The organism is Streptomyces fagopyri, assembly GCF_009498275.1.
Classification (GTDB): Bacteria; Actinomycetota; Actinomycetes; order Streptomycetales; family Streptomycetaceae; genus Streptomyces; species Streptomyces fagopyri.
The window spans coordinates 5,474,161-5,492,967 of record NZ_CP045643.1 but is presented as its reverse complement, the minus strand read 5'-3'; the positions used below and the strand labels follow the sequence as shown (position 1 = coordinate 5,492,967).

At 71.6% G+C, this 18,807-nt stretch carries 15 protein-coding genes and 1 riboswitch; of the genes, 2 read left to right on the top strand and 13 right to left on the bottom strand.

Annotated features, from left to right (window positions below):
* The first annotated feature begins 60 nt into the window (after positions 1–60).
* On the top strand, positions 61–2,589 hold the full coding sequence (locus GFH48_RS23690; RefSeq protein WP_153290176.1) for an ABC transporter permease: 2,529 nt from the start codon (positions 61–63) through the stop codon (positions 2,587–2,589).
* 115 nt (positions 2,590–2,704) lie between these two features.
* Here the strand turns inward: GFH48_RS23690 and GFH48_RS23685 are convergent, their stop codons facing one another.
* The 9 genes from GFH48_RS23685 to GFH48_RS23645 form a co-directional block, all read right to left on the bottom strand.
* Positions 2,705–4,006: an SAM-dependent methyltransferase gene (locus GFH48_RS23685; protein ID WP_153290175.1), complete on the bottom strand. Its 1,302-nt coding sequence runs from the start codon at positions 4,004–4,006 to the stop codon at positions 2,705–2,707.
* A 654-nt stretch (positions 4,007–4,660) separates the two neighbouring features.
* Positions 4,661–6,058 carry an NAD(P)/FAD-dependent oxidoreductase gene (locus tag GFH48_RS23680; RefSeq protein ID WP_153290174.1) on the bottom strand — a complete coding sequence of 466 codons (1,398 nt, stop codon included), beginning with the start codon at positions 6,056–6,058 and terminating at the stop codon, positions 4,661–4,663.
* 487 nt (positions 6,059–6,545) lie between these two features.
* A complete protein-coding gene (locus GFH48_RS23675; RefSeq protein WP_153290173.1) occupies positions 6,546–7,487 on the bottom strand; it encodes a Ppx/GppA phosphatase family protein in 942 nt (313 codons plus the stop codon).
* Positions 7,488–7,842: 355 nt separating this feature from the next.
* Positions 7,843–8,400: a DUF501 domain-containing protein gene (locus GFH48_RS23670; protein WP_153293073.1), complete on the bottom strand. Its 558-nt coding sequence runs from the start codon at positions 8,398–8,400 to the stop codon at positions 7,843–7,845.
* Positions 8,401–8,448: 48 nt separating this feature from the next.
* A complete protein-coding gene (locus GFH48_RS23665; RefSeq protein ID WP_153290172.1) occupies positions 8,449–8,925 on the bottom strand; it encodes an FtsB family cell division protein in 477 nt (158 codons plus the stop codon).
* A 100-nt stretch (positions 8,926–9,025) separates the two neighbouring features.
* Positions 9,026–10,312 (bottom strand): phosphopyruvate hydratase, encoded by a 1,287-nt coding sequence (gene eno / locus GFH48_RS23660; RefSeq protein WP_153290171.1) that lies wholly within the window; start codon positions 10,310–10,312, stop codon positions 9,026–9,028.
* A gap of 257 nt (positions 10,313–10,569) precedes the next feature.
* Positions 10,570–11,262: a LysM peptidoglycan-binding domain-containing protein gene (locus GFH48_RS23655; RefSeq protein ID WP_153290170.1), complete on the bottom strand. Its 693-nt coding sequence runs from the start codon at positions 11,260–11,262 to the stop codon at positions 10,570–10,572.
* Between the two features lie 4 nt (positions 11,263–11,266).
* A riboswitch (cyclic di-AMP (ydaO/yuaA leader) is annotated at positions 11,267–11,430 on the bottom strand.
* A 183-nt stretch (positions 11,431–11,613) separates the two neighbouring features.
* Positions 11,614–12,618, bottom strand: a complete 1,005-nt coding sequence (locus GFH48_RS23650) for a transglycosylase family protein (protein WP_153290169.1) — start codon at positions 12,616–12,618, stop codon at positions 11,614–11,616.
* Between the two features lie 229 nt (positions 12,619–12,847).
* A complete protein-coding gene (locus GFH48_RS23645) occupies positions 12,848–14,119 on the bottom strand; it encodes a cytochrome P450 family protein (protein ID WP_153290168.1) in 1,272 nt (423 codons plus the stop codon).
* A 155-nt stretch (positions 14,120–14,274) separates the two neighbouring features.
* Here GFH48_RS23645 and GFH48_RS23640 point away from each other — a divergent pair, with 155 nt between their 5' ends.
* Positions 14,275–15,486 (top strand): globin domain-containing protein, encoded by a 1,212-nt coding sequence (locus tag GFH48_RS23640; protein WP_153290167.1) that lies wholly within the window; start codon positions 14,275–14,277, stop codon positions 15,484–15,486.
* A 28-nt stretch (positions 15,487–15,514) separates the two neighbouring features.
* On the opposite strand, the gene GFH48_RS23635 is transcribed toward GFH48_RS23640, so the two are convergent.
* From GFH48_RS23635 to GFH48_RS23620, 4 genes are all read right to left on the bottom strand, one after another.
* Entirely contained in the window at positions 15,515–16,534 is a 1,020-nt protein-coding gene (locus GFH48_RS23635; protein WP_153290166.1) for a nucleoside triphosphate pyrophosphohydrolase, read from the bottom strand.
* A 358-nt stretch (positions 16,535–16,892) separates the two neighbouring features.
* Positions 16,893–17,552 (bottom strand): SurA N-terminal domain-containing protein, encoded by a 660-nt coding sequence (locus tag GFH48_RS23630; protein ID WP_153290165.1) that lies wholly within the window; start codon positions 17,550–17,552, stop codon positions 16,893–16,895.
* A 168-nt stretch (positions 17,553–17,720) separates the two neighbouring features.
* The gene (locus GFH48_RS23625; protein ID WP_228120904.1) at positions 17,721–18,398 is read right to left on the bottom strand and encodes a hypothetical protein; all 678 of its coding nucleotides are present in this window, start codon (positions 18,396–18,398) and stop codon (positions 17,721–17,723) included.
* A 71-nt stretch (positions 18,399–18,469) separates the two neighbouring features.
* Entirely contained in the window at positions 18,470–18,787 is a 318-nt protein-coding gene (locus GFH48_RS23620; protein WP_153290164.1) for a hypothetical protein, read from the bottom strand.
* Between the last annotated feature and the right edge of the window lie 20 nt (positions 18,788–18,807).

Genomic DNA, 18,807 nt, shown 5'->3' with positions numbered 1-18,807 from the left:
GCTCGCCCCCGGACCCCGCACCGTCCCGCACCGCCTCACCCTCCTGGACTGAGAAACCCCATGTTCCGTACCGCCCTGCGCAACGTGCTCGCGCACAAGGCCAGGCTCCTGATGACCGTCCTCGCCGTGATGCTCGGCGTCGCGTTCGTGTCCGGGACCCTCGTCTTCACCAACACCATCTCGGACGCGTACCAGAAGAGCTCCGCCAAGGGCTTCGGCCAGGTCGACGTCGCCATCCGGCCGGAGGGCCGCAAGGACGCCGGCGACACCATCGGCAAGGACCCGAAGCTCACCCAGGCCCTGCTGGACAAGGCGAGCAAGGCCCCCGGCGCCGGTTCCGCCATCGGCGTCGTGAACGGCTTCACCGCCGTCGCCGGCAAGAACGGCAAGCTCGTCGGCAACGGCTTCCAGTCGCAGGGCGGCAACTACTGGGGCACCGAGGACCCCCGGTACCCGCTGACGAGCGGTCACGCGCCCCGGGGCGCGAACGAGGTCGCCATCGACTCCAGGACCGCCGCACGCGCGGGCTACAAGGTCGGCGACACCGTACGGCTCTCGGTCGACGGCCCGGTCCTGACCCCCACCGTCGCGGGCGTCTTCACCACCGACGACGGCAACGTCGCGGCCGGCGGCAGCCTCGCCCTCTTCGACACGGCGACCGCCCAGCGGCTCTTCCACCGGGTCGGCGAGTTCGACGAGATCGACGTGAAGGCGGCGCCGGGCACCAGCCAGACCGCCCTGCGCGGCGCCCTCGACCAGGTCGTCCCGAAGGACGTCGCCTCCACCACCACGGGCCGGCGGCTCGCCGACGACCAGGCCACCCAGATCGCCTCGGCGATGAGCGGGATGAAGACGGGCCTGCTGGTCTTCGCCGGCATCGCGCTGTTCGTCGGTACGTTCATCATCGCCAACACCTTCACCATGCTGGTCGCCCAGCGCACCAAGGAACTGGCCCTGTTGCGCGCCGTCGGCGCCTCCCGCCGCCAGGTCACCCGGTCCGTCCTCGTCGAGGCGTTCTTCGTCGGCGCGGTCGCGGCGGTGACGGGCCTGGTCGCGGGCATCGGCATCGGCGCGGCGATGCGCTCGCTCATGGGCACCCTCGGCGCCACCGTCCCGGACGGCCCGCTGGTGATCTCGCCCGGCACCGTCGCCACCGCCCTGCTCGTCGGCGTCCTCATCACCATGCTCGCCGCCTGGCTGCCCGGCCGTCGCGCCGCCAGGATCCCGCCGGTCGCCGCGATGAGCAGTGTGCACGCGCAGGCCACCACCAAGTCCCTCGTCGTACGGAACGCGCTCGGCGCCCTGTTCGCCGCCGCGGGCGTCGCCGTGGCCCTGTACGCGACGACCATGAGCGGCTCGGACGGGCAGGCCCCCATGGGTCTGGGCGCGGTCCTGCTCATCATCGGTGTCTTCGTCCTCACCCCGCTGCTGTCCCGCCCCCTGATCGCGGCGGCCGCTCCGGTCCTGCGGATCTTCGGGGTGTCCGGCAAGCTGGCCCGCCAGAACTCGGTCCGCAACCCGCGCCGGACCGCCGCGACCGCCTCCGCCCTGATGATCGGCCTCACGCTGATCACCGGGATGACGGTGATGGCCGGCAGCCTGCAGAAGTCGATCGACAAGATGGCCAGCTCCGCGATCAAGGCGGACTACGTCGTCTCGATGGCGAACGGCAACTCCCTCTCCCCCGACGTCGCGAAGACGCTGTCCGGCCTCGACGGGGTCACCGCCACCAGCCCCCTGCGCAACGCGCCCTCGCGGATCGACGGCGAGACCGAGTACCTGACGGGCGTCAACGGCGCGTCCATCGCCCGCCTCACCGATCTCAAGGTCGACGAAGGCGCGTTCGAGGTCGGCGGCGCCCGGGTCGTCGTCGACAAGGACACCGCCGACTCGCACCACTGGAAGGCCGGTTCCGGCTTCACGGTCGCCTACGAGGACGGCGCGAAGAAGCGGCTCACGGTCGCCGGTGTGTACGAGGGCAACCAGATGATCAACGGCATCATCCTGGACGCCGCCACGCTCGCGCCGCACCAGGACGACGCCTCCGACATGCAGGTCATGCTGAAGACGTCGAGCGGCACGTCCGACGCCACCAAGGCCCGGCTGGAGAAGGCCCTCGGCGACAACCCGGCCATCCAGGTACAGGACAAGAAGGACATCTCCAACGGCATCGCCCAGATGTTCACCCTGCTCCTGAACATGCTCTACGGCCTGCTCGCGATGGCGGTGATCGTCGCCGTCCTCGGGGTCATCAACACCCTCGCCATGTCGGTCTTCGAGCGCTCGCAGGAGATCGGGATGCTGCGCGCGATCGGCCTCGACCGCAAGGGCATCAAGCGCATGGTCCGCCTGGAGTCCCTCGTCATCTCGCTCTTCGGCGGTGTGCTCGGCATCGGTCTGGGCGTGTTCTTCGGCTGGGCGGCCGGCGAGCTCGTCGGCAGCAGGATGGCGACGTACGAACTGGTCCTGCCCTGGGCCAGGATGGCCCTCTTCCTGCTGCTCGCGGCGACGGTCGGCGTCCTGGCGGCGCTGTGGCCGGCCCGGCGGGCGGCGCGTCTGAACATGCTGACGGCGATCAAGTCCGAGTAGCCGCGGCAGCGGCACGCGAAGGGCCCCGTTCCGGACCGGAACGGGGCCCTTGCGCGGTCGGAATCCCACCGGAGCCCGGCGGGGTTCCGACCGTGCGACACGACCGGCCGGGAGCCTACGGAACGACGGGGTTCCAGGTTCTCGCCCGCAGCGGCAGCCCGGAGGCGCCGGAGGGCTCCGGTGTCCTGACCGCCAGCACCTGGTTGACGCCGATGCGGTTGCGCTCGAAGGCGAGCGCGGAGGCCGCCATGTAGAGGCGCCAGACGCGGGCCCGGCCGGGGCTGGTGAGCTGCACCGCCCGTGGCCACTGCGCCTCCAGGTTGGCGACCCAGTGCCGCAGCGTGAGGGCGTAGTGCTCGCGGATCGACTCGACGTCACGGACCTCGAAACCGGCGCGCTCCAGCTGCGTCACGGTCGTGCCCACCGGGGCCAGTTCACCGTCCGGGAAGACGTACGCGTCGATGAACTCGTCGACCGAGTACGCCGATTCGTCGCGCTGCGGCCGCCGCCCGATCTGGTGGTTGAGCAGCCGCCCGCCCGGCGCGAGAAGCCGGTACAGCACCTCCGCGTACTCCAGGTAGCGCTCGGCGCCCACGTGTTCGGCCATGCCGATGGAGGAGATCGCGTCGTACGGCCCGTCCGTGACGTCCCGGTAGTCCTGGACCCGGATCTCCACCCGGTCGGTCAGTCCCTCGTCCGCGACCCTCTTACGGGCGTACGCGGCCTGCTCCTGCGAGAGCGTCACCCCGACGACGCTCACACCGTGCTCGCGGGCGGCGTGGATGGCCATCGAGCCCCAGCCGCAGCCGACGTCGAGGAGCCGCGTCCCCGGCCGCAGTGCGAGCTTGCGGGCGATGAGTTCGAGCTTGTCGCGCTGCGCGCCCTCCAGGGTGCCCTCGTCCTCCCAGTAGGCGCACGAGTAGACCATGGAGGGGCCGAGGACGATCTCGTAGAAGTCGTTGCCCACGTCGTAGTGGTGGCTGATCGCGCGCTGGTCGCTGCGTTTGGTGTGCAGGTGACGGCGTCTGCGCACCTCCTCGCGGGGCGGGGCGGGCGGCAGCGGGGACCCGGCCATCCTGACCAGTCCCCGGGCGGCGGCGCGGACCTCGGGGTCGCGCAGCGCCTCCACGAGGCCCCGTGCGTCCTCGCCCCGGTCCCAGATGAGCCCCGACACCCGGTCCAGGGCGGTGTAGAGGTCGCCCTCCACGGCGAGGTCGCCGGAGACCCAGGCGCGGGCGAGCCCCACCTCGCCCGGTTTCCACAGCAGCCGGCGCAGGGCGCGCCGGTTGCGCACCACGAGAACGGGGGTCCCGGGCGGGCCCGCCTCCGAACCGTCCCAGGCGCGAACACGCACCGGCAACGGGGCACCCAGCAACTGCTCGACAAGGCTCTTCAGCCGCGGCGCGGCGTCCTGCATGGCGTACACCTCCGAGACAACACTCCCGAACGCTCCAACACCACGTAAACACCAACCGGCCTCGTGCGCAGTCCCCCTTCCGCGTTACAGCTCAGCAAAATAGCTGTAGCCGCCACGCTTCTCGCACCCGCCGCCCCTGCCCGACCCGTCCCTCCCCTGGGGGCTCGGCCCCCAGACCCCCACCAGGGGCGCCGTGCTCCCTGGACCCCGCTCGCCCGAAGGGCTCGTCCTCAAACGCCGGACGGGCTGAAGAGCATGCCCTCGCCGCCCGCCTTCCAGCGCGAACCCCGCATCCCCAACCCACCCGCAACCCTCCAGCCCGGGCCGGCACCATCAGCCCGTCCGGCGATTGACGACGAGGCCGTTCAGGCCGATGCGGGGGTCCGGGGGCGGCAGCCCCCAGGAGGCGGGTCGGGCGCGCGCCGTGCGGCACAGGTCCACATCCCCCGCCCGTCCGGCGCTTGAGGACAAGTCCGTCCGGGCCGAAGCCGGGATCCGGGATCCGGGATCCGGGATCCGGGGCAGAGCCTCCGGGGAACACCCGGCCCCTACGGCGCACGCCGAAGGGGCCTCCCGCACCACGGATGGCGGGAGGCCCCTTCGGGCTGAACAGGCTGAACAGGTGGAGCAGGTGGACCAGTGGCCGACCGCGGGTCAGGAGGCCTTGGCCCGCTCCTCGGTCTTGGCGCCCGCGTGAGCGGCCGCGGCGGCAGCCGGCGCCGGCTTCGCCGCCTCGTAGAACTCCTCACGCGGAGTCTCCATGGCACCGAGCGAGACGACCTCACGCTTCAGGAACGTGGCGAGCGTCCAGTCCGCGAAGACGCGGATCTTCCGGTTCCACGTCGGCATGGCGAGACCGTGGTAGCCACGGTGCATGTACCACGCCAGGCGACCCTTGAGCTTGATCTTCGTCTTGCCCATGACGATCATCGCGACGCCCTTGTGGAGGCCGAGGCCCGCGACAGCACCCTTGTTGGAGTGGCTGTAGTCCTTCTGCGGGAAGCCCCGCATACCGGAGATCACGTTGTCGCCGAGCAGCTTGGCCTGACGAAGCGCGTGCTGCGCGTTCGGCGGGCACCAGGCGTTCTCCACACCGGCCTTGCGGGCGGCGAGGTCCGGCACCTGGGCGTTGTCGCCCGCGGCCCAGATGTAGTCCGTACCCTGCACCTGCAGCGTGGTCTGCGTGTCCACGTGGCCGCGCGGGCCGAGCGGCAGACCGAACCGCGAGAGGACCGGGTTCGGCTTGACGCCCGCCGTCCACACGATCGTGTCGGAGTCGACCTCGAGGCCGTTCTTCAGCACGACGTGACCGTCGACGCAGGAGTCCATGGAGGTCGAGAGGTAGATCTCGACCCCGCGCGACTCCAGGTGCTCCTTGCCGTACTGGCCGAGCTTGGGGCCGACCTCGGGAAGGATCTTGTCCGCGGCGTCGACGAGGATGAAGCGCATGTCCTCACGGGACACGTTGCCGTAGTACTTCGACGCGTCGCGGGCCATGTCCTCGACCTCGCCGATGGTCTCCGCACCGGCGAAGCCACCGCCGACGAAGACGAAGGTCAGCGCCTTGCGGCGGACCTCCTCGTCGGTGGTCGAGTCGGCCTTGTCCAACTGCTCGAGAACGTGGTTGCGCAGGCCGATGGCCTCCTCGATGCCCTTCATGCCGATGCCCTGCTCGGCGAGTCCGGGAATCGGGAAGGTGCGGGAGACCGCGCCCATCGCGATGACGAGGTAGTCGAAAGGCAGCTCGTACGCCTCACCCACGAGGGGGGCGATCGTGGCGACCTTGCGGTCCTGGTCGATGGTGGTGACCCGACCGGTCAGAACCTCCGCCTTGGGCAGCACGCGTCGCAGTGGGACGACGACATGCCGCGGGGAGATGCTGCCGGCGGCGGCTTCGGGGAGGAAGGGCTGGTAGGTCATGTACGACCGGGGGTCGACGACCGTGACGGTCGCCTCTCCGTAGCGCATCTTCTTGAGAATGCGCCGAGCTGCGTACAGGCCTACGTACCCACCGCCTACTACGAGGATCCTGGGACGCTCCGTGGTGCTCATGCCATCGAGTATCCACCCGCCCCTCGGGGGTCGCTCGTGCGCCCCTTCACAAGCTTGGGTGCCCCCTCTGCTACACTGCGCGGCTCACGTGACACAGGTCATGTCCCCACGGGGGAACCAGCGTTCGGGCCGGACCGTTGTCAAGAGCCCGTGAGCTGCCACTCCGCGCGTTCGAGTACATCGAACCACTGCCCGACTTCACCTGCCGGAAACACTCCCGGAACGCTCCGGTGAGCATCGCCCCGAGACCGGCGAGCACCCCCGCGGCACCCGAGTGGCCCAGTCGTCGCCCATCAGGGCCGAATTCCTTGTGAAGAACTTCACGAAGTTTTCCGACGGCGTGTCGCAGAGAGGGCCCGAATGGCCCCTTGCGCCCGCTCATACGTTATCGGGCCTGCTCAGGGGAGGCTACCAGCGAGTAGCCGACGTTCCCGGACCCCAGGTCAGCGGCCGGTGGTCGGCCGTCGGCGGTCGGCGGTCGGCGCGGTCAGGCGACGGACCACGCGATCCCGTCGAGGATGTCGTGCTCACTGACGACGACCTCCTCCGCGCCGGTCCGCTCCATGATCGCGAGCAGGACGAGGGCGCCCGCGGCGATGACGTCGACCCGCCCGGGGTGCATCGAGGGGATCGCGGCCCGTTCGGCGTGGGTGGAGCGCAGCAGCCGTTCGGTGATCTCGCGGACCTTCTCGCGCGGGACGCGGGAGTGGTGGATGGCGGCCGAGTCGTACGCGGGGAGGTCCAGCGCGATGGCCGCGACCGTGGTGACCGAACCGGCGAGCCCGACCAGGGTGCGGGCCTCGCCCAGCGGGACCGTCCGGGCCGCGAGGTCCAGCGCGGCCTCGATGTCGGCGCGGATCGCGTCGGCCTCCGCGGGCGCCGGGGGGTCGCTCACCACGCCGGCGTGCACCAGGTGGCGCTCGGTCATCCGTACGCAGCCGATGTCCACGGAGCGGGCGGCGCCTACGTGGTCGTCGCCGACGACGAACTCGGTGGAGCCGCCGCCGATGTCCACGACCAGGTACGGCTTGGCGAGGTCGTCCCGGCCGCCGAGTTCCTTCGTCGCTCCCGTGAAGGAGAACTCGGCCTCCTGATCACCGGTGATCACCTCGGGCTCGACGCCCAGGATGTCGAGGACGCCGCGTACGAACTCGTCCCTGTTCTCGGCGTCGCGGGAGGCTGAGGTCGCGACGAAGCGGACTCGCTCCGCGCCGTGTTCCTTGATGACCGCGGCGTACTCGCGGCAGGCCGCGAAGGTGCGGTCCAGGGCTTCGGGGGCGAGGCGGCCGGTGCGGTCGACTCCCTGGCCGAGCCGGACGATCGTCATGCGGCGGTCCAGGTCGACGAGTTCGCCTGTCGCCGGGTTCGCGTCGGCGACGAGGAGACGGATGGAGTTGGTACCGCAGTCGATGGCGGCGACCCTGGTCATGAGCTGTGGTCTCCTGTGGTGGTTTCCGATTCCGGCGTCGAGCCGTCCCAGCCTATTTCGCCCCCGCCGCCCCTACCCGTCCCATCCCCGGGGCTCCGCCCCGGACCCCCGCCAGGGGCGCCGCGCCCCCTGGACCCCCGCTCGCCCGAAGGGCTCGTCCTCAAAACGCCGGACGGGCTGAAATGCACGGCCCGCACCCGCAGCTCGCCCGGAACACCGCTCAGCCCGAGCCGACCTCTCCAGCCCGCCCGCAACCTTCCGGCACCGGCCCGCACCCTCAGCCCGTCCGGCGATCGAGGACAAGGCCCTCAAGGCCGGCCGGGGTTCTGGTGGCGGAGCCCCCTGGTAGGGATGGTCAGGCCCCGGCCGGGGACTCCTCGGGACCGCCGGACGCGGCCCCCGAGGGAACGACACACGCACCCTTGCGCCACCACTCCGGCAACATCGCGATCGCCTCGTCGCCCAGCGGGTTCACCCCGGGACCCGCGGCCAGGGAGTGCGCCACCAGGACGTGCAGGCACTTCACCCGGTCCGGCATGCCCCCCGCGCTCGGGAACCCGGCGAGCACCTCGATGGCGTCGCGGCGCGCGATGTAGTCCTCGTGGGCGGCCCGGTACGCCGCGGCCAGCTCGGGGTCGGTGGCGAGACGGTCCGTCATCTCCTTCATGACGCCGTTGGCCTCCAGCGTGCCGATCGCGGAGGCCGCGCGGGGGCACGTCAGGTAGTACGTCGTCGGGAACGGCGTCCCGTCGGGAAGCCGGGGCGCCGTCTCCACCACGTCCGGCTCACCGCAGGGACAGCGGTGCGCGATCGCGCGCAGCCCGCGCGGCGGACGGCCGAGCTGCTGTTTGAAGGCCTCGACGTCCGCGTCGGTCGGTTCGGTCCGCGGGGTGGGCGGCGGGGGCGTTTCCATGCCTGTGCTCAAGTCACTTTCTCTGTCGTTTCACCGGTCCGTGCCGGCTCACCGGTCGGCGCGGTCGGACTTGTCGACGCCGTCCCAGACGTTGGCGTACCAGGGGCGGGCCGCCGCCCCCCGGTCCGTCCGCGACTGCTTCGCCGCGTCCGGGTCGATCACGACGTATCCGGTCTCACCCGGCATCACATAGTGCAGCCGTTCCCGGATCCGCTGCTCCGCGTACGCGTCGTCCTGCCAGCGTGCCTTCAGGTCCCGCAGCTGTTCGACCCGGGCGCGGGCCTGTTCCTGCTGCCGCTGGAGGTCGGCGATCTCGGCGCGCTGGGACACGTACTGCCTTATGGGGTACGCGAGGGCCACGATCAGGGAGCAGACGACGAGCGCCAGCAGCGCGGCCCGGCCCGTCAGCCGCGAGCGCCGGGCCTGACGCTTGGTCTGGGAGCGGTAGACCCGGGCCGCCGTCTGCTCGCCGAGCAGCCGCAGCCGGGTCGCGGTGGAGAACCGGTCCCGGTCCTTCACGGCCATGTCCCCGCCTCCCCTTCACACGTGCGTACGTCCCCGCACACGGTACGGGACCGGGTACGAGGACGTACGTGCGACTGGCTAAGCCTTAACCCTGCCGGGGTCAGCCCTTGAAGCGCGGGAAGGCCGAGCGGCCCGCGTACACCGCGGCGTCGTCGAGGATCTCCTCGATGCGCAGCAGCTGGTTGTACTTGGCGACGCGGTCCGAGCGGGCCGGGGCGCCGGTCTTGATCTGGCCGCAGTTCACCGCGACGGCCAGGTCGGCGATGGTGACGTCCTCGGTCTCACCGGAGCGGTGGGACATCATGCACTTGAAGCCGTTGCGCTGGGCCATCTCGACGGCGTCCAGGGTCTCGGTCAGCGAGCCGATCTGGTTCACCTTGACGAGCAGGGCGTTCGCGGAGCCCTCCTCGATGCCGCGGGCGAGGCGCTCGGGGTTGGTGACGAAGAGGTCGTCGCCGACGATCTGGACCTTCGCGCCGAGCTTCTGGGTGATGACGTTCCAGCCGGCCCAGTCGTCCTCGTACAGCGGGTCCTCGATGGAGACGAGCGGGTACGCGGAGACGAGCTCCTCGTAGTACTCGGTCATCTCGGCGGCCGAGCGGGACTTGCCCTCGAACTCGTACTTGCCGTCCTTGTAGAACTCGGACGCGGCGACGTCGAGCGCGAGCGCGATCTGCTCACCGGGGACGTAACCGGCCTGCTTGATGGCCTCGAGGATGAGGTCGAGCGCGGCGCGGTTCGACTCCAGGTTCGGGGCGAAGCCGCCCTCGTCGCCGAGGCCGGTGGACAGGCCCTTGGACTTCAGGACGGACTTGAGGGTGTGGTAGACCTCGGCGCCCCAGCGCAGCGCCTCGGAGAAGGACTCCGCGCCGATCGGGGCGATCATGAACTCCTGGATGTCCACGTTCGAGTCGGCGTGCGACCCGCCGTTCAGGATGTTCATCATCGGGACGGGCAGCAGGTGCGCGTTCGGGCCGCCCAGGTAGCGGAAGAGCGGGAGGTCGGACGCCTCGGAGGCGGCGTGCGCGACGGCCAGCGAGACGCCGAGGATGGCGTTGGCGCCCAGCGAGCCCTTGTTGTCGGTCGCGTCCAGGTCGAACATGGCCTGGTCGATCAGGCGCTGCTCGGTGGCGTCGTAGCCGACGAGCTCCGGGCCGATCTGCTCGATGACGGCGAGGACGGCCTTCTCGACACCCTTGCCCTGGTAACGGTTGGGGTCACCGTCACGGAGCTCGATGGCCTCGAAGGCACCCGTGGAGGCGCCGGACGGGACGGCGGCACGACCCGTGCTGCCGTCGTCGAGGCCGACCTCGACCTCGACCGTGGGGTTGCCTCGGGAGTCCAGGATTTCCCGGGCTACGACGACGTCGATGGACGGCACGAGCATCTCCTTCTGGGATGTGACGCGGGTACGCGGGCCCGCGGGGCCCGCACTGCACGGGGCCGCGTTCGGCTCCGCGGGATGAGCCTAACCGGCTCGGGGCGATCGGCCAGCCGCTCGACCACCCCTTGAGCAGAACTGAGGGTAAATATTGTTCCCCTCTGAAACAAAAAGCCCCGCTCCGGTGCGTACGGGGGAAGACGCACCGGAGCGGGAGCCCGTGGGGACGGGGGTGGCCCCTCACATCCGAGGGGCGTGCCGCCTCAGCCGAGGTGGAGCTGCTGCCCCGGGTAGATGAAGTCCGCGTCGTCGACGATGTCCTTGTTCAGCTTGAACAGGTGCTGCCAGCCGCCCTTGACCTTCTTCTTCTCGGCGATCGAGCTGAGGGTGTCACCCTTGACGACCTTGTACTCGCCGTCACCCTTCTTGACCTTCTTGCCGGTCGGGGTGGAGACGGTCTTCTTCGCCGCCGGACGCTCGGAGGAACGGGAGGCGGCGGTGTCCGACGAGTGGGTGTCGGTGGAGGTGGACGGCTTGGCCGGGGCGGCAGGCTTGGCCGGGGCGGCCGCACCACCGGTGTACGCGGCGCCGGACAGGCCCGTGCCGCAGGTCGGCCAGGCACCCTTGCCCTGCGCGGCGAGGACCTTCTCGCCGACGGTGATCTGCTGGGACTTGGAGGCCTTGTCCGCGGTGGAGGCGTAGGCGGTGCCGCCGTACGCGGCCCAGGTGGAGGCCGAGAACTGCAGGCCGCCGTAGTAACCGTTGCCGGTGTTGATCGACCAGTTGCCGCCGGACTCGCACTGGGCGACGGCGTCCCACTCGGACGCGGTGGCGGCGGAGGCGCTGCCGGCCGCCATCAGCGGAGCGGCGATGGCGACACCGGTGACCCCGGCGAGCGTGGCGACACGGGTGGCCTTGGACGGACGGCGGTGCTTGCCCTTGCTGGAAAACAGCATCGAGTGATCCCCTCACCGACGCCTGCGAGGTGAGCTGTCGGGTTCGGGCGGGTGAGTGCCCGGCCGTGCGCCGTCGGCGCACGTCTTCACCCCAAGCCGCTCCCGGTCAACTACCGGGCCCGGCGCTTACCTTGGGTCCCCCGCTCCTGCCTACGGCGCTTGACGCGTCGACTGTTCCCGTACGGCCGCTGGCAGGATTCGGCGTTGCGACCGTCGGGGCCCGCTGTGGCGAGCGGTGATGACCGTAAGCAGTCGATCGGCCGAATTTCAAAGACGATCAGGGCCTTTGAGATCCATCTCTCACTTCCGCCAAACCGGACATTACCCGGCGAACCGTGACGTGAACTCCCGCTACTTTTCGCCCGATTCGGCATCAACTGCAAGGCTCTGACCGGGGAGGATGAGGTCCGGGTCGACACCGACCGTCTTCTCGTTGCCGGCGTAGAGCCCGGCCCATCCGCCTTCGAGGTCAAGGGCGTCGGCGATCGCCGAGAGGCTGTCTCCGGTGCGGACGACGTACGAGCCGTCGATGACGTCACGAGAGGCGTCGGAGTCGCGTGAGGCGTGCCGGCCGGCGGAGTCGTCGCCGCGGCCCTCCGCCGTGTCGCCCGCGGAGTTCTCGGCGGCACCGCCGCCGCGGTGACGCCCGGCGCCGCTCGCGGTCCCCTCGGGTGTCGCCGAAGCGTCGCCACCCTGGCCCGAGTTGCCCGATTCGCCACCCTTCGTCGACCTCGCGCCCGCACTGTCCGTCTCACCGGCGCTGCCGGACCCCTCGCCCGAGAAGGTGTCCGACTCCGTTCTGTTCCCGGTCCCACCCGAGGACGAATCGGTCGAGGGTGAGTCGGACCGGGAGGAGTCGGACGAAGAGGCCCCGATCCCCAGCGAGTCCGACAGGGAGTCGGACTCATCGGATGAAGTGGATGAATCGGATGAACTGGACGAGTCGCCGGCCACGCCCGTGTCGACCGAGACGCCGCCCGAACCCTTGCTGAGTCCGGAGAGCGGGCCACAGGTCGGCCAGGCGGCCAGGCCCTGGTCGGCCAGGACCCGCTCGGCGACGGCTATCTGCTGCGACCGGCTGGCCTCGTCGGCGCTCGGCGCGTACATGCGGCCGCCGTAGCTCTGCCAGTTCTCCTGGGTCAACTGCAGCCCGCCGTAGTACCCGTTGCCGTCGTCGGCGCTCCACTGACCGCCGCTCTCGCACTCGGCGACCCGGTCCCACGTGGTGCCGTCGGCCGCGTTCGCGCTGGCGGCGCCGAGCAACGGGATGGCGATGGCCGATCCCGTCACCCCTGCCGCGACGATGAGGGCCGGAGCCTGACGGGGGCGACGATGGCGGCCGTTCCCGGAGAGCATGCGAGAGCCTTTCACGTGACAGCGGGTGACTACGCGGCTGATGAGCCGCGTTGATGGGTGAACGTAGCCGCACCCGATCACTTGTCACAAGTAGATGCAGCGCAGATCACGTGAAGATCACAGAGTTGAGGGATCGTCACCTTTTCGCGGCCGGACCCTCCATACTCTGCCGCCACCACCGCGGCACACCACGACAGCCGCCTCGCGAGCACGTACGACTGCCGCATGGCTACCGACCAGGCGTGAACTCCACCGGAAGTGTGCGCAATCCACGCATAATGAGGCCACCGCGCCATCGCAAATCAGCCGAATCGACCGCGAGTTGGAGGTCGGGGAGCCGGGTGAGGAGCGCGGCCAGCGCGGTCTGCCCCTCCAGCCGGGCCAGCGGCGCGCCGAGGCAGTAGTGGATGCCGTGGCCGTATCCGACGTGCTGGTTGTCACGTCGGGAGAGATCCAGCGTGTCGGGCCGCGCGAACCGGGCCGGGTCACGGTCCGCGGCCGCGAGGACGACGAGCACGGGGTCGCCGGGCGCGATGTCCTGTCCGCCGATGCGCACCGCCTCGGTCGCAAACCGCCAGGTGGCCAGCTCCACCGGGCCGTCGTAGCGCAGGAGTTCCTCGACTCCCGTCTCCAGCAGGCCCCGCTCGCCGGCGGCGAGGGAGGTCTGCAGCCGCGCCCGCTCCCCGGGATGGGTGAGGAGCGCGTACATGCCGTTGCCGATCAGGTTCACCGTCGTCTCGAACCCGGCGAAGAGCAGGATGAACGCCATCGCGGCGGCCTCGTTCTCGGTGAGGTGCTCGCCGTGGTCGGAGGCGCGGATGAGACCGGAGATGAGGTCCTCGCCGGGCGCGGGCACGTCGGGAAGGGCCTCGCGCTTCTTGTGGATGAGCTCGCCCAGATACCCGCGCATCTTCTTGACGGACCGTCCGACCCCGCCCCGCGGCCCTCCGCCGTGCCGGATCATCATCCCCGCCCAGTCCCGGAAGTCGTCCTGGTCCTCACGGGGAACGCCCAGCAGGTCGCAGATGGCGTAGATGGGGAGCGGGAAGGCGAACTCGTGGATGAGGTCGGCGGAGCCCCTCTCCCAAAACCGGTCGATGAGCTGGTCGGTGAGCTCCTGCACCCGCGGCGCGAACTCGGCGACCCGCCGCGGGGTGAACGCCTTGCTGACGAGCCGTCGCAGCCGGGTGTGGTCCGGCGGGTCGATGTTGAGCAGATGGGTCATCAGCTCGGCCTTGCGCTCCCCCGGGATGCCCGTCTTGCCCTTCGCGTGCGCGGGTTCGTCGTGGTGAGCGGGGTTCTTGCTGAGCCGTCCGTCCGCGAGCGCCTGCTTCGCGTCCGCGTACCGGGTGACCAGCCAGGCCTCCACCCCACTGGGCAGCCGCGTCCGGTGCACGGGCGCGTGCTCGCGCAGCCAGGCGTACGCCGGATAGGGATCGGTGGCGAACTCCCAGGTGAAGAGTTCGGGGGCGGGGCTGAGCGGCGGGGGCTGGTCGGTCACTCCCCGACGGTATCCGGCGGCCGGATCACCGGCGTCCGCAGGGCGCGCGGGCCCTGGCGCGGCACGGCGCGGGCGCCGTGCGGACTTCACCCCGGACTGTCCGTAAATCACCTGCCGTTTGACTCCGCGGCTCGACGACTCTCTACATTCGCGCCGTGGACCCCGAAATACTCAGATCCAGCTTCGCGGTCGTCGAGAGACGGGCCGAGTTCGCGGTCAAGTACTTCTACTCGCACCTCTTCCGGCACAACCCGGACGTGCGCGAGCTCTTCCCGCTGGACCACCCGCAGGACATGGAGCGGCAGCGGGACCGTCTGTTCGCGGCGCTCACGTATGTACTGGAACGGCTGGAGGACCCCGCTCTGCCGGGGTACCTGCGGGAACTGGGGCGCGATCACCGCAAATACCTGGCCGAACCGGAGCACTACGCGGCGGTGGGGGCGAGTCTCATCGCGGCGTTCGCCGTCGTCGCCGGGTCGGCGTGGAACGCGGAGGCGGAGAAGGCCTGGGGCGAGGCGTACGGGGCGATCGCGAACGTCATGCTCCAGGGCGCTTGGGAGGCGCAGCACGCGGGCGAACCGCCCTGGTGGGACGCCGAGGTCGTGTCCCGGACGCGGCACGGCGACGACCTCGTCGTCCTCACCCTGCGACCGCACCGGCGGATCCGCTACCTTCCCGGCCAGTACGTCAGCGTCAACGTCCCGTATCTGCCGGGCGTCTGGCGGCCGTACTCCATCGGCAACGCGCCCCGCGCCGACCTCACCCTCGACCTGCACGTCAGCCGGGTGGAGGACGGGGTGCTCTCCACCGCCCTCGTGCGGCGGACCCGGGAGGGCGACGTCCTGCGGCTCGGCGCACCCGGCGGCGGACTGATCCTGCGGACGCCGGTGGAGCGGCCGCTGACCTTCATCGCGGCCGGCACCGGGTGGGCGCCGGTCAAGGCGCTGCTCCAGCAGCTCGACGCCACGCACGAGGCCCGGCTGTTCCTCGTCGCCCGTGACACCTCGTACCTCTACGACCGGTCGGCCGTGGAGCGTCTGCAGGCACGGCTGCCCCGGCTGGGCGTCACCTTCATCACCCCGGCGCCCGGCCGCCCCAGGACCCAGGCGACCGAGCGGCTGCTGACCGCGCTGGGCAACCGGGCGGGCTGGGCCCGGCACGACGTCTATCTGACCGGTCCGCCCCAGCTCGTCGAGGAGGTCGGCGAGGCCCTCCCCGCCCTCGGCACCCCGTACGACCGGCTCTTCCGCGACCTCCTGCCGCCCGGCCCGGAGGCCCGCGGTCGGCCGCTGGGCGCGGCGGAATGGCTGCTCGACCGGCCCCGGCCGAACTGGCACAACCCGTCGGCCCGCGCACCGGGCGCGTGATCCCGGTGCCGGTGGAGCCGCCCGGGCCTCAGCCGTCGAGCGCCGGAGAACCCTCCTCGGCACGGATCGCGTCCCGGTAGGCCCGCGCCGCCGCGCGCAGTGCCGTCTCCGGGTCCACGCCCTCGGCCTCGGCCCGCGCGGCCACGGCCAGCAGCTCGTACCCGACGCCCTCGCCGTGCGGCAGTTCGACCTCGAGTCCCGCCGTGCGCGCCCGTGAGGCGAGCTTGGCCGCGAGCGCCAGACCCGGCTGGCCCAGCGGTATCCCCTCGGTCACCGACGTCCGGCGCTTCTCCTCGGCCTTGGTGCGCAGCCAGTGCTCCTTGACCTCTTCGGGGGTCGTGGCCGTCTCGTCGCCGAACACGTGCGGGTGGCGGTGGATCAGCTTGGCCACGATGCCGCCCGCCACGTCGTCGATCGAGAAGGGCTCGGCACCGTCCTCCGGGCGGCCCTCCTCAGCGATCCGGGAGTGGAAGACCACCTGGAGAAGGACGTCGCCGAGCTCCTCCCTGAGTTCGTCCCGGTCGCCCTCCTCGATCGCCTCGACCAGTTCGTACGCCTCCTCGATCCCGTACTTCGCCAGGCCCTCGTGGGTCTGCCGGGACGACCAGGGGCACTCGACGCGGATGCGGTCCATGACCTGGACGAGGTCGAGGAGACGGGCGCCCGGCAGGTCGTACGAGGCGGGGAGCAGCTCCAGCTCCGGCATGTGGACCCGGCCGGAGCCGGCCAGCCGGGCCAGGCCGTCGGTGAGGCGCGGCTCGCCCTCGCCGGTGGCCACGACCACCACCGTGCGTCCGCCGGCACAGGCGTCCACCAGCTCCTGCGCGCCGGGCGAGGTCTCGTCCACGGTGACGCCGGCCTCACGCAGGTAGGGCAGCTGCGGATGAGCGCCGTCCGCGCACAGCACCTGGTCGGCGCCGCGCAGCGCCTGCCAGGCGGGCCAGGACAGCAGTCCGGGCGCGACGCGGTGGCTGGTGGTGAGCAGGACGATACGGCCGGGGGCGGTGGGGCCGGCCTGGGCGGCTGCGTCGGAGCTGGTTGCGTTCACCCCTCGAACGTAACCCACGCCGCCGACACCTCCGGAGTTGTCCACAGGTTCGGCGGGACCGGATGCCGCGGCGGCTCCCGCGCGCGCTCCACGGCCGTCGCCCGTGCCGTGACCCGGTGCCGCCGACGGCCGTTGTCCGCCGTCCCGCAGCGTCTGCCGGGCCCCGCCCGCGTGGCTGGGCACCGCTCCTGCCGCCGGACCCGCATCGCAGGGCGCGGCCCCTCACCGCCGGGCCCGCCTTCGTGGCGGGGCGTCGGCCTTGCCGCCGGGGACCCGTGCTCACGCCTGCCGCCGGGTTCCCCGTTCCCGCCCCTGCCGCCGGGTCCCGGCTCCTAGCTGTATCGCCGGGTCCCCGTCGTCACGCCGACTGCGGGGTTCCCGCCGGTGTGACCTCCCGCAGCCACGGCGTCTTCGCGTCGACGCGGCCGCTCTTCTGCACGTCCCAGGCGCCGTAGCGAGGGTTCAGGTCGATGTGCAGTTCCTTGGACGCCTCGGACATGGCCTTCCAGAACGTGGCCTTGCCGTCGGCGGTGTTCATGTCGGCGCCGAGCGAGGCCGCCACCTTCTGCGCCTCGATCTCGGTGCGGAGGTTCTCGTCGAGGCGGGCCGGCGCGATGCCGTACTGCTGGAGCCAGACCGTCTCCAGTCCGTGCGCGCCGCCCGCCTGCTGTTCCAGGGACCCTCGCAGCTGCTGGACGTCCTTGCGGGTGACGCCGACGCCCGCGTCCTTCGCGGCCCGGTCGAGGACGCGGTCGAGGACCATGCCGTGCAGGGTGTCCCGGGTGAGGCTGCCGCTCTTGGCGATGGCCTGCTCGTACTGGGCCTCGTCCTTGGTGGCGGCCCGCTGGGCCGACCGCACCTCGTTCACCCGGCCCTCCAGCTGGGCGACGGTGATCCGCTGGCCCCCGACGACGGCCGCGGCGCCCGGATGGGCCCCGCTGCCGCACGCGGTGAGCAGGGGGGCCGCGGCGACGATCGCTGCGGACAGGACGGACGCGGTGCGACGGCGGCGGTGCAAGGAAACCTCCCGAGGAGATTGTGCGACGGTGCACAAAGTCTTGCGGTGATCGATGTTAGGCAGTGGTCCGGCTCTCGGCCAGCCATTCGACCAACGATTCGCGGAGAGTTCGGGTACCACCGCGCACCCGTGCGGTCCGCGTCACCCGCCCCGGGCCCCGCGGCGCCGTCAACCGCGCGCGCCGACCTGTCGCTCGACCGCGTCCGCGACCTCGGCGCGCAGACCGTCGCCGGGGCGCGCGAAGGTGACGTTTCCGGAGCTTTCGCCGCTCCCGGCGTGCCGGGCGCTCCCGGTGTCCCGCGAACCGCTCCCGCTGTCGCCGACGAGGACGAAGCCGACCGTCCGGTGCAGCGGTGCGGCCCGCTCGGCGGCCTCGACCTCGGGGCTTCCGGCCGCGAGCACCACGTCGCAGGAGCGCTGGAGCAGACCGTCGAGGTAGGGCCCCGCGTTGGCCGCTGACTGTTCCCCGGTCACCGGTACGTAGCTCACGCGCGCGTGGGTCCTCAGGGACGCGTCCCGCATGCCCCGCCAGACGTCGGCCGCCGTGGTCCCGGCCGTGATCCCGTCCTCGCCGGTGAGCAGACAGGCGTCGACGTCCTTGTGGGACCGGGCCCCGGTGTCGGGCAGCCGCCGTCCGGTGTCCGTGCGGGAGAGGAAGTACCCGGTGACGGCGACGGCCGCCACCACGACCACCGCGACCGCCAGCAGGGCGATCGTGCGCCCGCCCAGTTCCTGGAGCCACAGCCGCGCGGACCGGGCGGCCGCGGCGAACCATGACCACGGCGGCGTGCCGCGCATCGCCTTCGCGCGCCGCGCCGGCGGTACCTGCCTGACCCGCTTGACCACTGGTTGTCTCGTGCTCTCTGTCGTACCCGCTGCCCGCTGCCCGCTGCCGTCCGTCGCCCGCCGTGGCGTGTCTACGGACGGGCCGGCCGGCGGGGCCACACCTCCCGGGCACGCGCCGAGGCGGCCACCACCGACAGCGGGATCAGCGGCGCGTGGGCCGCGAACTCACCACCGCGCGTGGTGTCGGGCGTCGGCGCGATTCCCATGAGCCGTGCCGCGTGGCCCAGCCGGAAGGCGCCGAAGACGCCCCGGTCCGCGCGGCCGCCCCGGCGCAGCGCGATCACGAGGGAGGGAACGGGGCAACGCGGTCCCGGGCCGACGACGGGAACCGCCGCGAGCCCGGCCCGCACGGCTGGCTGCCGCGGTACCCGTACCGGCGCGATCCCCATGCCCCGCCCCTTCGTCCTCG

Excerpts from the sequence above, each read along its gene's own strand:
- GFH48_RS23690 (WP_153290176.1), top strand. The coding sequence starts at position 61 with ATGTTCCGTACCGCCCTGCGCAACGTGCTCGCGCACAAGGCCAGGCTC.
- GFH48_RS23685 (WP_153290175.1), bottom strand. The coding sequence starts at position 4,006 with ATGCAGGACGCCGCGCCGCGGCTGAAGAGCCTTGTCGAGCAGTTGCTG.
- GFH48_RS23680 (WP_153290174.1), bottom strand. The coding sequence starts at position 6,058 with ATGAGCACCACGGAGCGTCCCAGGATCCTCGTAGTAGGCGGTGGGTAC.
- GFH48_RS23675 (WP_153290173.1), bottom strand. The coding sequence starts at position 7,487 with ATGACCAGGGTCGCCGCCATCGACTGCGGTACCAACTCCATCCGTCTC.
- GFH48_RS23670 (WP_153293073.1), bottom strand. The coding sequence starts at position 8,400 with ATGGAAACGCCCCCGCCGCCCACCCCGCGGACCGAACCGACCGACGCG.
- GFH48_RS23665 (WP_153290172.1), bottom strand. The coding sequence starts at position 8,925 with ATGGCCGTGAAGGACCGGGACCGGTTCTCCACCGCGACCCGGCTGCGG.
- eno (WP_153290171.1), bottom strand. The coding sequence starts at position 10,312 with ATGCTCGTGCCGTCCATCGACGTCGTCGTAGCCCGGGAAATCCTGGAC.
- GFH48_RS23655 (WP_153290170.1), bottom strand. The coding sequence starts at position 11,262 with ATGCTGTTTTCCAGCAAGGGCAAGCACCGCCGTCCGTCCAAGGCCACC.
- GFH48_RS23650 (WP_153290169.1), bottom strand. The coding sequence starts at position 12,618 with ATGCTCTCCGGGAACGGCCGCCATCGTCGCCCCCGTCAGGCTCCGGCC.
- GFH48_RS23620 (WP_153290164.1), bottom strand. The coding sequence starts at position 18,787 with ATGGGGATCGCGCCGGTACGGGTACCGCGGCAGCCAGCCGTGCGGGCC.